Raw genomic sequence first — 12,674 nt, forward strand, 5'->3', positions numbered from 1 at the left:
CTCACCTCACGTTCTAAATGTCGGTATCTTTCTTCTGTAATCGGAACTGAATCATTGTGATGATGATGATTGTTACAAACAGGACAAATGATCCTGCAGCGGCATAACCAAAGTTGCTTAACTGGAATCCGTTGCGGTAGATGAACAGGGCAACAGATGTTGTACTATCAAGCGGTCCGCCGTTCGTCATTACAAATGGTTCTTCAAAGAATTGAATCCATCCGATCATCGTTGTGATTGATACGAAAAAAATGGCGTAACGAAGAAGTGGAATCGTAATCTTCGTAAGCTGTTTCCAGTTGTTTGCACCGTCTAATTGAGCTGCTTCATAATACGTTTTCGGAATACCTTGTAAAGCAGCTAAGAAGATTATCATATTTACACCAATCGCGCGCCAAACGGCTAAAGCGATCAATGATCCTTTGGCGATCGTTGGGTCCTGTAACCATGGTATAGCAGGAATACCTACAAGACCGAGCAGATAGTTGAACAGACCGAACTGTGGGTTGTATAGATACGTCCACACAACAGCTACTGCTACAACGTTTGTGATAGAAGGCATATAAAAAACAAGACGAAAAGCCTTGAAGATACGCGCTGTACCGAAGTTGATCAAAAGAGCGATACCAAGTGAACATGCGATAACGAGAGGAACACCAAATACGACATAAAAGACAGTGTTACCGATCGATTTTAGAAAAATAGGATCTTTAAGGATATTTATATAGTTTTCGATTCCAATAAAGCTAATATTTGAATAGTCTGCAAGCCCAGCTAGGTCAATATCTGTAAAACTAATCACCAATGCAAGAACAATGGGAAAAAGAGAGAATAAAGCCAATAAAAGAAGCGCTGGTCCAATGAAGAGGTAAGGAGTCGTTTTTGAATAGCTTTTCATGTTTTCACATCCTTCATCGTTACCCGTGTTGATGATAAAAAGGTAACGAGCAGGATAACCTGCTCGTTATACCCGTGATCAACAGGATTTATTTCTTTAAGATCTCTTCAGCTTTTTTGTCGAAGTTATCTAATTCCTTCTGAACATCTGCTCCGCCTCTGTAGATCTTCTCAAAACTCTTCAAGTAAGATTGAGCGATTTCTTCCCATTGCTTAATTACAGGCATTGGTTGTGAAGCTTCCATTTGTTCACCAAATGCTTTGTAAAATTCATTTCCAGTAAGAGATTCGTCTTCCCATGCTTTTTGTGTTGCCGGAAGGGAATTCGTCATCTCCATCCATTTTAGTTGTGTCTCAGGTTTACTCATATAGGCTGCGAATTTTAACGCTTCTTTTTCATGTTTTGTATGTTCGAATACAGAAAGGTTAGATCCACCTAGAGCAGAAATGTTATTTTCTTTTGCTGGAAGAACAGCCGTACCCCATTTACCTTTAAGCTCAGGAGCTTGGTCGTTGATTAATTTAATCATCCATGGACCACTGATAAACATTGGCAGGATTCCATCTCCACGGAAACCTTGAACGATGTCCATTCCTAGTTCTTCTTTTGGAGCTGCTCCGCTTTCATAGAAGCTGTTCAAGTATTCAACCGCCTCAACGAATTTTGGTTCATTGAATATAGGCTCATTATTTGGTCCTAACAGTTCAGCACCGTTTTGGCGTGCAAACATAAAGGACAAGCTTTGTTCTTTAGCATCAATTGAAATTCCATATTTCCCTTTTCCTCGGTCAGCTAGCTTATCAGCTGCTTCCTTTAACTCGTCCCACGTTTTTGGAGCTTCACTGAATCCAGCTTTCTCAAGCAGGTCTGTACGATAATAAAGTAGGCGAGTATCTACGTACCAAGGTACACCAACCATTTTGTCTTCAAACTTTGTCGTTTCAACAGAACCTTCAAAGAAATGTTTTGGATCTAGTTCCGGGTAATCTTTAACATGAGGTGTTAAATCTTTTAATGCTCCAGCTGATGCAAACTCTGGAATCCAAGTTGTCCCCATCTGAACAACATCAGGTCCTTTCTTAGAAGCAACAGCTGTTAATAGTTTATCGTGTGCTTGATCCCAAGGAAGGGCTTGAACTTTAACATCAATCTTAGGATTTTCTTTTTCAAATTCTTCAGCGATCTTAGGAAGTGATTTTGCTTCTTCACCCATTCCCCAAACTGTAATTGTCGTTTTTCCGTCTTCTGAACCTGAAGAGCAGCCAGCTAATACGCCAGATAAGACAAGTGCACCAACCATTGACGTAACCATTGATTTTTTAAACCAACGTTTTTTCATGTAAGTTCCCCCTAAAATTTGCTTGTAAAAGCAATTCAATTTTTATTATTCCCGAATTTTCTTTGAGATTATTGTTGAAACGTTTCGATAAGCACATTATAATTCAAGTTGTAATCGTTTACAACATGGAATTTTCAAAAAGAGATTTCCTTCCATAATTTGATGGAAACATAAGGTTTTATATACGTTTTTCTTTGTTCCATAAGGGCAGGGAGAATTTGAAGTTATGAGATTAAAAAACCTATGGACTCTCTTGAATATAATTGAAACGTTTCGATAAAATGCTTTCATTTATAAAAGAGAAGAAGAAAATTTCATGCTTCTTTCAACAGGATATACCAACAAGCAATGTATTCATTAAGTCAGTTAAACACAGCAAATAAAAAGAATTGAGGGATAGACGATGACAACATTAACGAAAGGGAACATCACGATTAAAGCTGGTGATTTTGTATTTGAGTTCTTAAGTACTGGTGATATCTATAAAGCTTCCCACCATGATACGATGATCAACCAATGGATGAGTAATCCGATCGATGGCTCTTTAAACAATCTTTATTTACGTGTCTTTAACAAGGAGGGTATTCAGGTGACCCCTCTTCTAGGTAGTAGATCTAACAGCACCGTTTCATATAATGAGAATCAGGTTTTTTGGAAGGGTACATTTCAAGACATTTCTTATGTAGTCACTTTTTCATTAAGAGAAAGCGGTATCTGGTTTTGGGATGTTGAACTCGAAGGAAGGGCTGATAAAGCTGATATTATTTATGGCCAAGACGTGGGTCTTGCTCACATAGGTGCTGTTCGAACAAACGAAGCATTCATTGCTCAGTATGTAGATCATGCAGTTTTTGAAGATAAGAAGCTGGGCTATGTACTATGTTCTCGTCAAAACCAGCCCAATGGCAAAGCCTTTCCTTACCTGCAACAAGGATCGTTAACGAAATCTGTTGGCTATACAACGGATGGTTTTCAATTCTTTGGTACTTCTTATAAAGAGACAGATGTTCCACAGGCACTTTACAAGGAAGATCTAGAGAGTGAAGTGTATCAATACGAATTTGCTTATATAGCTCTTCAATCAGAACGACTTGAACTTGATGGTAAACATCACATTAATTTTTATGGATGTTTTAAAGAGAATCATCAGGAAGCTGTTTCGTCCATTGATTTTAAGGATGAGATAAATGCCACTTGGAATGAAGTTCAAGGTCAACTACAAAAGGAAACGACTACACTTGAAAAGATCAGTCGTAATGAACAGTTTGATGGAACGTTAAAAACAGTGGATCTTCATATGGAAGAAGTGGAAACTCTTTTCCCAGAGCGAATTTTAGAAGAATATGAAGGTGACAAACTTTTATCCTTTTTTACTCCTACCTATGAGCATATCGTTTTAAAAGAAAAAGAAAGAATCGTTGAGCGACCTCATGGACATATTCTCGTTACGGGAGATAACGTGTCATTAAAAGAGGACACGATTACGACTACTTCTTATATGTACGGAATCTTTAATTCGCAATTAGTAGTAGGAAACACTTCTTTTCATAAGATGATGACGAATGCACGTAATGCGTTGAATGTGATGAAAACATCTGGTCAACGAATCTATGTTGAGTTAGATGGGAAGCTGAAACTATTAACGATGCCGTCCTTGTTCGAGATGGGCTTCAACTATACACGTTGGTTCTATAAAACCGAAGATGAGACGTTCATCATCACAAACTACACAACGGTTGATACCCCTGAAGTTGAGCTGCATGTTAAGGCTCTGAGCGGCAAATCATACCGATTTGTTGTAACGAACCAGGTATCCTTGAACAATCAAGAATACGAAGTGCCATTTAAGATGCAAAAAGAAGATGGAGTTCTTTCGTTCTTCGCTGATGCTGCTTCTGACAGTGCAAAAACGTATGAAAATTTAAGTTATCGAATGAAATTAACTGGTGCAGAGTGGAACGTAACTGATGAGACAATTTTTGGTGATAACATGGATAGTGGATCTGCTTCTCTTGTGGTTTGCGATCTAGAACCAACAAATGAGTGGAGCATTTCTCATCAAGGATTGATTGATGGAAAGAAGATACCATTTACAAGTAAGACGATTGAAACGGAAATCGAGCGTTACCGTTCATTTATACAAAACACGAACCGTGGATTCCGTTTGACTAAGGATGGAGTCGAGACACACGAGCTTCAGAAGATGAACGCCTTAGCTCATTGGTATACCCATAACATGCTTATTCATTATTCTGTTCCGCATGGTCTAGAGCAATATGGTGGCGCTGCTTGGGGAACGCGTGATGTTTGCCAAGGGCCAGCTGAATACTTCTTAGCAACTCAGCATTATGATGCAGTAAAAGAAATCTTGCTTACTGTATATTCTCATCAATTTGACGAAACAGGGAACTGGCCACAATGGTTCATGTTTGATCAATATTTCAAAATTCAGCAAGATGATTCACATGGAGATATCATCGTATGGCCACTGAAGTTAGTGACTGATTACCTTGCAGCTACGAATGATTTTGATATTTTACGTGTGGAAGTTCCTTACACGTCTAACCGTGATTTTAACTTTACTGAGAAAAAAGAAACATTATTGCAGCATATTCAAAAACAGATCCGCTACATGAAAGAGAACTTTTTGCATGATACGCACCTTTCCTCATATGGAGACGGTGATTGGGATGATACGCTTCAACCTGCGAATCCACAGCTTAAAAAGTACATGGTGAGTTCATGGACGGTTGCGTTAACGTATCAAGTCATGACTCAGTTCTCACAACAATTACAGCATGTGGACGAAGTAGAGGCTGCTAAACTAGGCGAGCTAGCTAAAAACATTAAGACAGATTACCAAGAACATATGTTAAGCACGGATGTAATCCCTGGATTTGTTTACATGGAGGATCCAAAATCGCCAAAACTTATGCTTCATCCTAGTGATAACACGACGGGTATCAACTATCGTCTATTGCCCATGACGCGCAGTATGATCGCTGAATTGTCAACACCGGAACAGGCTGAACAGCACCTTGATCTGATTATGGATAAATTTTATTGTCCAGATGGTGTAAGGTTGATGGACAAGCCTGCTCACTATAAAGGGGGTGTGAGTACGCATTTTAAACGTGCTGAACAAGCATCGAACTTTGGACGTGAGATTGGTCTACAATATGTTCATGCTCACATTCGTTTTGTTGAAGCGATGGCAAAGCTAGGTAAAAAAGAAGAAGTGTGGAGCGGACTAGAGAAAATCAATCCTGTTATGATTCAAGAGAAAGTTCCAAATGCAGAGCGTCGTCAGAGTAACGCCTACTTTTCAAGTTCTGATGGTGATTTTAAAACCCGTTATGAAGCAGAGAAACGGTTTGGCGAACTGAAAGATGGTAAGGCAAAGGTAAAAGGTGGATGGAGAATCTATTCATCTGGTCCTGGAATATACATGAACCAGTTAATCTCAAATTGTTTAGGTATTCGCCCACAAGGGGAAAATTTAATCATTGATCCTGTATTAACAGAAGAAATGAATGGTCTAGAATTGCAATATATGATCGACGGCAAACCTGTTAAAATGGTATTCCGAGATCGCGGTGGGAAAAGTAATCGACTCATCGTTAATGGTCAAGAAGTGGAGTGCAACACATATCAAAACATCTACCGAAATGGTGGAGTCAGCGTGAATCGAAATGAATTTGTAAATAAATTGTCAGCAGACGTGAATACCGTAGAGATTTATTCATAACCATTCGTTATAATAAAGGAAACGTTTGCAACAAGAGAGATAGGAGAGAAGTTCGTTGGTAAGTATTAAAGACATTGCAAAGCAAGCAGGTGTTTCCATTTCCACGGTCTCCTATGCCTTGAACGGAAGTCCGAAAGTTACGAAGGAAACATCAGCACGAATTCTGGCAATCGCTAAAGAACTAAATTATATTCCAAGCGCCGCCGCTCGTTCTTTAAAAAAAAGAGAAACTAAAATCATAGGCATCTATTTAACAAACTACAGTGGTGCTTTTTATGGCCAGCTTCTGCAGGGAATGATGGAGACCTTAAGCGAGAACGGCTATGAGCTAATCGTATGCAGTGGAAAAGAATCGCATCGCTTTCTTCCTGAGCGCATGATCGATGGAGCCATCATACTTGATGCCACATATGAAACGAAAGAATTGTTAAGTCATGCAGAACGAGGTCATAAGCTGGTCGTGATGGATCGAAGAATGGATCATCCGAACATCTCTCAAGTTCTGCTTGATAATAAAGCTGGTGCGACACTCGCGATTGATTATCTAGCTGAAAAAGGCCATCGAAAGATTTGTGTTGTAAAAGGGCCCGATATCTCATTTGATGCGAGGCAGCGGTTAGAAGCTGTACAGAAAGCGGTGCAACGCTATTCGCATATCGATTACATCGAAATCGATGGTGATTTTAACAAGCTATCAGGAGAAGAAGCAGCAAAGAAAATTCATCAAGACTTTACAGAGCCTGTTGGTGTGTTTTGTTTGAATGATGAGATGGCGATTGGAATGTATAACTATTTCAGCCGGACAAATCTACGTATTGGTGAAGATGTTCATATTATCGGTTTTGATAATATTGAAGTGTCTCAATATATTCAACCGAGACTTGCAACCATCAACTATTCAAAGCATAAATGGGGAGCACTAGCCTCAGAACTTCTTTTGAATTTAATACAAAAAAAGCAAAGTCCGGAACATGAACGAATCAACGTAAGCCTGATCGAAGGAGATTCTGTTCGAAAACGGTAAACTAGAAAGAGGAGCTACCCGAGAGCTCCTCTTTTTTTAGTTAATCCGTTTGTGATTGTGGTGATTTGTCTTTAGAAAGAAACCAGCCGCCTGCAGCGATTAAGATTAGCACAACATAAAACGTAATCTTCCATTCAGGTGACTTCGCGAAACCTTCAGAAAGGATAGCTAAGTCTCTGTGTGCTAGCGTATAAACTGCTAATTTCACACCGACCCATCCAACGATCAGAAAGGCTGCGATTTCAAGACCTGGCTTAGATTGTAAAAGCTTAACAAAAAAGTTAGCCGCAAAACGCATGATGATGAGTCCGATCAATCCTCCGGCAAAGATCACTAAGAACTTTCCACCATCTAGACCACCGATGTTAGGAAGACCTGAATCGGGAAGTGCTACTGCTAGTGCTACAGCCGCGAGTATAGAGTCGACTGCAAACGCGATATCTGCTAGTTCAACTTTTAATACTGTAGTCCAAAAACCAGATTTTTTCTTTTCGGATCTATACATTTCAGTAGAATCATCTGCTTTTTTAACGACAACTTTTCTGAAGATATGGTTAAGTGCGATGAACAGAAGATATACAGCTCCGATCGCTTGAACCTGCCATACATTGACTAAGAATGAAATGGCAAACAGTGATGCGAAACGGAAAAAGAAAGCACCGACCAAACCATAGAATAATGCTTTTTTTCGTTGCTCTTCTGGTAAGTGTTTTACCATAATAGCTAAGACCAGTGCATTATCTGCTGCTAATAAGCCTTCTAATGCGATTAGCACTAATAAGATCCAACCATACTCTAACAAGATTGATAGTTCCATTTTTGTTCCTCCTTAAAAAATGATAGATGCATGAATGAAGCGAGAACCATTTACATGAAGCAACCTCCTGATAACAAATAAAAAAGACCTCTACCAATAGCAGGCAAAGGTCTTACAAATAAAAAGACCCTTACCAACCGAACGGTAAAGGTCTTGCTAACAACGTTAAAGTTGCCAATATAGCCGAGAGCACGAAGCTCCGAAATGACGACTATATTGTAAAAGCTACTCCCCTTTAGGAGTTATGAAGTTACTATTATCATATTATGCTTGCTTTAAACATGTCAATTATTTTATCTTTTAAAAAGTGTGGAAGATAACAGACGAGATTACTTTACTATCCTTATCATATATACAAAGAAAAAAAGGGGATGAAAAGGTGGATCAACATCAATACATAATGGACATGATTAAAAATGATGAATGGATGATGCGGATTTTACGTGCTGCCAAAACGTTAGATTTACCAGATTGGTGGATATGTGCAGGCTTTGTGCGATCAAAAGTTTGGGATACGCTTCATGATTTTCAAGAAAGAACAAGACTGGCAGATATTGATGTCGTTTATTTCAATCCTGATAACTTGAACAAAGAGAGCGAAAAAAAATATGAGGAAATGCTTTTAGAACTCATTCCAGATTTGCCGTGGTCTGTAAAAAATGAAGCGAGAATGCATCTCGTCAATGATGATTTCGAACCCTACACTTCAACAGTTGATGCAATCTCCAAATTTCCTGAAACGGTTACTGCTCTTGGAGTTACGCTTAATGAACAGAATGAATTAATACTTGCTGCTCCATGTGGAATAGAAGATGTTTTAAACATGAAGGTAAGACCAACGGGTAGTTACAGAAAAACTGAAAACAGAAGAAACAAGTATAAAGAGCGCGTGAAGAAAAAAAATTGGGAAGCCGTTTGGTACAAAGTTAGAGTGGTAGAATAGAGAGAAGCTTGAGCGCTAGTGCTCAAGCTTCTTGTTTTGACCTTAGATGTTCCTTATAGAAAGTAGATAGCATCTTGAAATTTGAGATGAAATGGACGTGTAGGTTCCGTAGTTGCCGATCAATCGTACTTCGTGGATGAAGACTCGAATGGTGTTTCAGTTGATCAATTTCCCTTTCAAGACTTAATGTTTGCGTTAATAAGCTTTGCATATAACCCTTCGTACTTTTTGAATATTCCTCTTGAAACGTAAGGTTGATGAGTATATCTTTTGCTTCATTAACTTCAAAATCCATATCAGTTAACAATTTTTGTGTAATAGTTATCGAATCTTTGTCAACCAACCAAGGAAGTTCGTACATTTGTAATAGATATTCAACATCATTCGTAGTCCGGTCTTGGATCAATTCATTTTTTCTTTGTTGATTGAGAAGAGGTTCGTATTCCAACTTGAATGCTTTTAACTCCGATCTATATACATCAATAAGTACTTGATCTCCACTATAACGAATGGATTTTTTTATGCTGAGAGGTGAGAATGGAAAGAAATAATTTATCAATAGGAATAGGAGAACAAATCCAAGTAAAATGAACCAAAATCTTTTTTTCTTCATCCCCATGTTCCTCTCCATCAAACAGTACTTTTACTTCTGTATCTTTTTATGTCAGATGGACCTGAAGGCTTTTTAGGCTCTTTCGGATCACGCTTTTTTCTTGGTCGAAATAACGCATAACTTAAACAAAAGCCGATAGAACACGTAATTCCATAGCCAAACACAGCAAACGTGTTCAGTCCTTCAAACTTAGCCCAATAGAAGATGGTAAAGCGGTATATCAAAAGAAATACGATACTTAATGCTACATATAAAAGAAGATGGAATCTAAATTTCAATCTCATTCTATCTTTAGAAGATTCAATAATAAATGCAATTGGCAATGTGCAAAAAAGAAAAAAGGGAAGAGCTGTAACGATTCCAAAGAATAGACCGAATAACACACCTTGTAGATCCAGCTTAAATGGATTTCCGCCAGGAATAGCAAAAAAGAATAATGCCCCACAAAGTACCGATATTACTGATGAAATGATGACTCTCATAACTATCTCCTAACTAACTGTCGAAGCTTTTCGTTCATGGCTTCTGAATCTTTGTATTCAAACAATCCTAACTGGTTTCCCCAAGGATCTGTAAACGTAGCCCATCTAACAGGAACTTCGACACGTTCAAAAATTTCAAAGTCTTCCACATGTAAAACATCGATCAATCGTTTTCTCTCAGCATCGAGATCGACTACACCTAGACGAAGAGGTCCGTTGCCAACAGTTGGGTCTCCCTCTGCAACTTGCAGCCAACAGTTAGGAAGTAACTCCCATTCTGCAAATCCTTCATGTGGTGTGAAATCAGGTGGCCGGTTCAACAGAGTTTCATAATATTTTTGACCAACATCCATGTTCGATACACGAACTTGAACCGTCATTTCATATATCATATGTAATTCTCCTTTACTTCATTTAATAACTACTAACAACGTTTTTGACGAGGCAGAGGTTTCATAACAGTTTAATTACTTATTAATACCTTTAGTAATAATTGTTAACAATAATTTTTTCTCGGTATCCGGAAGATCTTCACTCAATCGTGCTGCGGCTATGGGAAGCATCCAACTCTCCAAGACGCGCGAAGAGAACTGGTAATGTCTAGTATAACTTTTTCTATAATACATAGCTAAAAATTTTCGTACATACAAAGTAGTTGTATAATTCAAAAAAGATGTGCTGTCTTTTAATCCGCCGTAACGCAAGATGAGGATAGTTCGAGCTAAATCTGCCATACGGTTGCCGCTCGCAGCATCACACCAGTCAATGACTACAGCGTCGTCTTTTGTGATTAAAATATTGTCTGGATGAAAATCACCGTGACATAGACATTTGTCTTTAGGCAGTTTTTCTAACTCATCAAGAATTCTTTTCTTTTGATCTTTATTTAGTTCTTTTACTGAAATAATCTTTTGTTGCAGCACATCAAATTGAGAGGGAAGAGATGATAATTTCTTATCGTGAATGCTGGCTTGAAGAGTCGCCATCCTCCTCAAGTAATGAAGTACTTTTTGAGGTTGAGATTCTAATAAACTCGTTAGCGTATCCCCCTCGATTTTTTGATAAATTAGAACTCTTTTCCCAGAAATCGGTTTACTCCATCTTACTTTGGGAACCTTAAGCCCTGATCGAGAAATGATACTATGGATCGAATATTCATGCTCAACAAAATCATCAGATATGTGATCATGAAAAACCTTTGCAACTTCGGATGGAGAAAAGATTATGACCTGTGCGGTACTTCCTTTGCCAATTATTTGCTTTTGCTCCATATAGGTTTTATCTCCTTAGCTTGAAATCTGTATATGGATAATTTTAACACATTAAGAGAGGGTGAAATGTTCAAATGTTTTGTTTGACTAACAGCGGTATCAATAAAGAGGAGAGCAATCTAAACGCTGACAGTGAAAAGTTGTCAACGAATAAAGCAGTAACAGAATGGATGAAGAAAGAGCTGATCAAAGCTGATCAGCTCTTTCTTCATTATCGGGGTTATTGTTGCTTATTCACCATCATATCTAAAAGTACAGAATCAGTCGTACTTGATGTTTCAGCACCTAATCTGCAGAAATTCTCAATCGTCTTTTCTACATTTTCTTCAATAAATCCATTTGTCGATGGAATACACAATCCGTTCGATGCTAGAACAGCCGATTGAACAGCGGCACTTGAACATGTAGCAACCTTCATCGCACATCCGGCTTTTGCTCCATCACAAACCATTCCACTAACGTTGCCTAATGTATTCTGTATAGCAGCTTTCATCTTTTCTAAATTGTCATCAAGCAAGTAGGTGATAGCAGCTGATGCACTAGCACCTGCAACAGTAACACCGCAGAGTGCAGACAAACGGCCGAACTTTGATTTCATATGAATAGATAAAAGGTGACTCAATGTCACTGCCCGTAACATTTTATCTTCTGTTACACCTAGCTTCTCTGCAGCGGCTACAACAGGCATTGTAACAGCGATTCCTTGATTTCCACTGCCAGAGTTCGCCATTACAGGCATTGTAGATCCGGCCATTCGTGCGTCAGACCCTGCAGCAGATAGCGCCATACTATAAGTAGCTAGATCATCTGAAAGAATACCTTTTTTTGTTTGGTCATACAAAGTTTTTCCGACTTTTAAACCATAGTCATTCGAAAGACCTTCCTTACAGATCGCAGAATTCAACTCCACACTCCGTTTAACAAGAGTCAATCGATGAAGTGGGACTTCCGTAATAAACGTATAAAGATCTTCGATGGTTAGATTAGAATCCACAACTTCATTAGAGTTAGTAGATAAACGTGGTTTTAATTTATCTACTAGCACTTTTCCGTTTTGAGAGATAAAGCTTATATTTGTATGGTCTCCAGATATCACAACGATTGCTGTCTCTGAAGAAGTTTTCACTTCGACTTCTATATATAACTTTTCAGGACCGTCAGCAGTTGCAACAGAAACAATCCCGCTCTGAACCAAATCAATCGCTTTCTCTTCCTCAAAACGTGTAACACCTTCAAGTACTTGAAGACCTTTTGAAGGATCTCCTGCAATCATACCGAGAGCTGCTGTAAAATCGATACCTGTGTGATTCATGCCGGGAATTCCTACAGATAAAGCGTTTTTAATAACATTACCGCTCGCTTTGACAGAGATTGACGTTAAGGGCTCGCTTATATATTTTCTGGCAGTAGCTGATGCGAGAGCGATTGCAACAGGTTCAGTGCAACCGAGTGCCACAACGAGTTCTTTTTCAAGAAGTTTACATATGTTTTCGTTGATCATGGATTTAACCTCTTCCTCAAAAGTTTCTCTTCCTTAAC

At 38.6% G+C, this 12,674-nt stretch carries 11 protein-coding genes; 3 read left to right on the forward strand and 8 right to left on the reverse strand.

Annotation, left to right across the window (positions count from 1 at the left end):
- Positions 1-13: 13 nt before the first annotated feature.
- Both P4V41_RS17270 and P4V41_RS17275 read right to left on the reverse strand, forming a co-directional pair.
- The gene (locus P4V41_RS17270) at positions 14-898 is read right to left on the reverse strand and encodes a sugar ABC transporter permease (RefSeq protein ID WP_328086417.1); all 885 of its coding nucleotides are present in this window, start codon (positions 896-898) and stop codon (positions 14-16) included.
- 88 nt (positions 899-986) lie between these two features.
- Entirely contained in the window at positions 987-2,237 is a 1,251-nt protein-coding gene (locus tag P4V41_RS17275; protein ID WP_328086418.1) for a sugar ABC transporter substrate-binding protein, read from the reverse strand.
- 403 nt (positions 2,238-2,640) lie between these two features.
- On the opposite strand from P4V41_RS17275, the gene P4V41_RS17280 reads away from it, so the two are divergent.
- Entirely contained in the window at positions 2,641-5,985 is a 3,345-nt protein-coding gene (locus P4V41_RS17280) for a GH36-type glycosyl hydrolase domain-containing protein (protein WP_328086419.1), read from the forward strand.
- A 55-nt stretch (positions 5,986-6,040) separates the two neighbouring features.
- Complete coding sequence (locus P4V41_RS17285; RefSeq protein WP_328086420.1) at positions 6,041-7,009, forward strand: LacI family DNA-binding transcriptional regulator; 969 nt, start codon at positions 6,041-6,043, stop codon at positions 7,007-7,009.
- 40 nt (positions 7,010-7,049) lie between these two features.
- Here the strand turns inward: P4V41_RS17285 and P4V41_RS17290 are convergent, their stop codons facing one another.
- Positions 7,050-7,826 (reverse strand): TerC family protein, encoded by a 777-nt coding sequence (locus P4V41_RS17290; RefSeq protein WP_328086422.1) that lies wholly within the window; start codon positions 7,824-7,826, stop codon positions 7,050-7,052.
- A 400-nt stretch (positions 7,827-8,226) separates the two neighbouring features.
- Here P4V41_RS17290 and P4V41_RS17295 point away from each other — a divergent pair, with 400 nt between their 5' ends.
- Positions 8,227-8,769 (forward strand): nucleotidyltransferase family protein, encoded by a 543-nt coding sequence (locus P4V41_RS17295; RefSeq protein ID WP_328086596.1) that lies wholly within the window; start codon positions 8,227-8,229, stop codon positions 8,767-8,769.
- A 22-nt stretch (positions 8,770-8,791) separates the two neighbouring features.
- Here P4V41_RS17295 and P4V41_RS17300 read toward each other — a convergent pair whose 3' ends face one another.
- From P4V41_RS17300 to P4V41_RS17320, 5 genes are all read right to left on the reverse strand, one after another.
- The gene (locus P4V41_RS17300) at positions 8,792-9,382 is read right to left on the reverse strand and encodes a hypothetical protein (protein ID WP_328086423.1); all 591 of its coding nucleotides are present in this window, start codon (positions 9,380-9,382) and stop codon (positions 8,792-8,794) included.
- A gap of 17 nt (positions 9,383-9,399) precedes the next feature.
- Positions 9,400-9,864 (reverse strand): hypothetical protein, encoded by a 465-nt coding sequence (locus tag P4V41_RS17305; RefSeq protein ID WP_328086424.1) that lies wholly within the window; start codon positions 9,862-9,864, stop codon positions 9,400-9,402.
- A gap of 2 nt (positions 9,865-9,866) precedes the next feature.
- Positions 9,867-10,256: a VOC family protein gene (locus tag P4V41_RS17310; protein WP_328086425.1), complete on the reverse strand. Its 390-nt coding sequence runs from the start codon at positions 10,254-10,256 to the stop codon at positions 9,867-9,869.
- A 75-nt stretch (positions 10,257-10,331) separates the two neighbouring features.
- Positions 10,332-11,135 (reverse strand): aminoglycoside phosphotransferase family protein, encoded by an 804-nt coding sequence (locus P4V41_RS17315; RefSeq protein WP_328086426.1) that lies wholly within the window; start codon positions 11,133-11,135, stop codon positions 10,332-10,334.
- Between the two features lie 220 nt (positions 11,136-11,355).
- Positions 11,356-12,636: a serine dehydratase subunit alpha family protein gene (locus P4V41_RS17320; protein ID WP_328086428.1), complete on the reverse strand. Its 1,281-nt coding sequence runs from the start codon at positions 12,634-12,636 to the stop codon at positions 11,356-11,358.
- Between the last annotated feature and the right edge of the window lie 38 nt (positions 12,637-12,674).

The organism is Fictibacillus nanhaiensis (assembly GCF_036213205.1).
Lineage (GTDB): Bacteria > Bacillota > Bacilli > Bacillales > Fictibacillaceae > Fictibacillus > Fictibacillus nanhaiensis_E.

Excerpts from the sequence above, each read along its gene's own strand:
- P4V41_RS17270 (WP_328086417.1), bottom strand. The coding sequence starts at position 898 with ATGAAAAGCTATTCAAAAACGACTCCTTACCTCTTCATTGGACCAGCG.
- P4V41_RS17275 (WP_328086418.1), bottom strand. The coding sequence starts at position 2,237 with ATGAAAAAACGTTGGTTTAAAAAATCAATGGTTACGTCAATGGTTGGT.
- P4V41_RS17280 (WP_328086419.1), top strand. The coding sequence starts at position 2,641 with ATGACAACATTAACGAAAGGGAACATCACGATTAAAGCTGGTGATTTT.
- P4V41_RS17290 (WP_328086422.1), bottom strand. The coding sequence starts at position 7,826 with ATGGAACTATCAATCTTGTTAGAGTATGGTTGGATCTTATTAGTGCTA.
- P4V41_RS17295 (WP_328086596.1), top strand. The coding sequence starts at position 8,227 with ATGGACATGATTAAAAATGATGAATGGATGATGCGGATTTTACGTGCT.
- P4V41_RS17300 (WP_328086423.1), bottom strand. The coding sequence starts at position 9,382 with ATGAAGAAAAAAAGATTTTGGTTCATTTTACTTGGATTTGTTCTCCTA.
- P4V41_RS17305 (WP_328086424.1), bottom strand. The coding sequence starts at position 9,864 with ATGAGAGTCATCATTTCATCAGTAATATCGGTACTTTGTGGGGCATTA.
- P4V41_RS17310 (WP_328086425.1), bottom strand. The coding sequence starts at position 10,256 with ATGATATATGAAATGACGGTTCAAGTTCGTGTATCGAACATGGATGTT.
- P4V41_RS17315 (WP_328086426.1), bottom strand. The coding sequence starts at position 11,135 with ATGGAGCAAAAGCAAATAATTGGCAAAGGAAGTACCGCACAGGTCATA.
- P4V41_RS17320 (WP_328086428.1), bottom strand. The coding sequence starts at position 12,636 with ATGATCAACGAAAACATATGTAAACTTCTTGAAAAAGAACTCGTTGTG.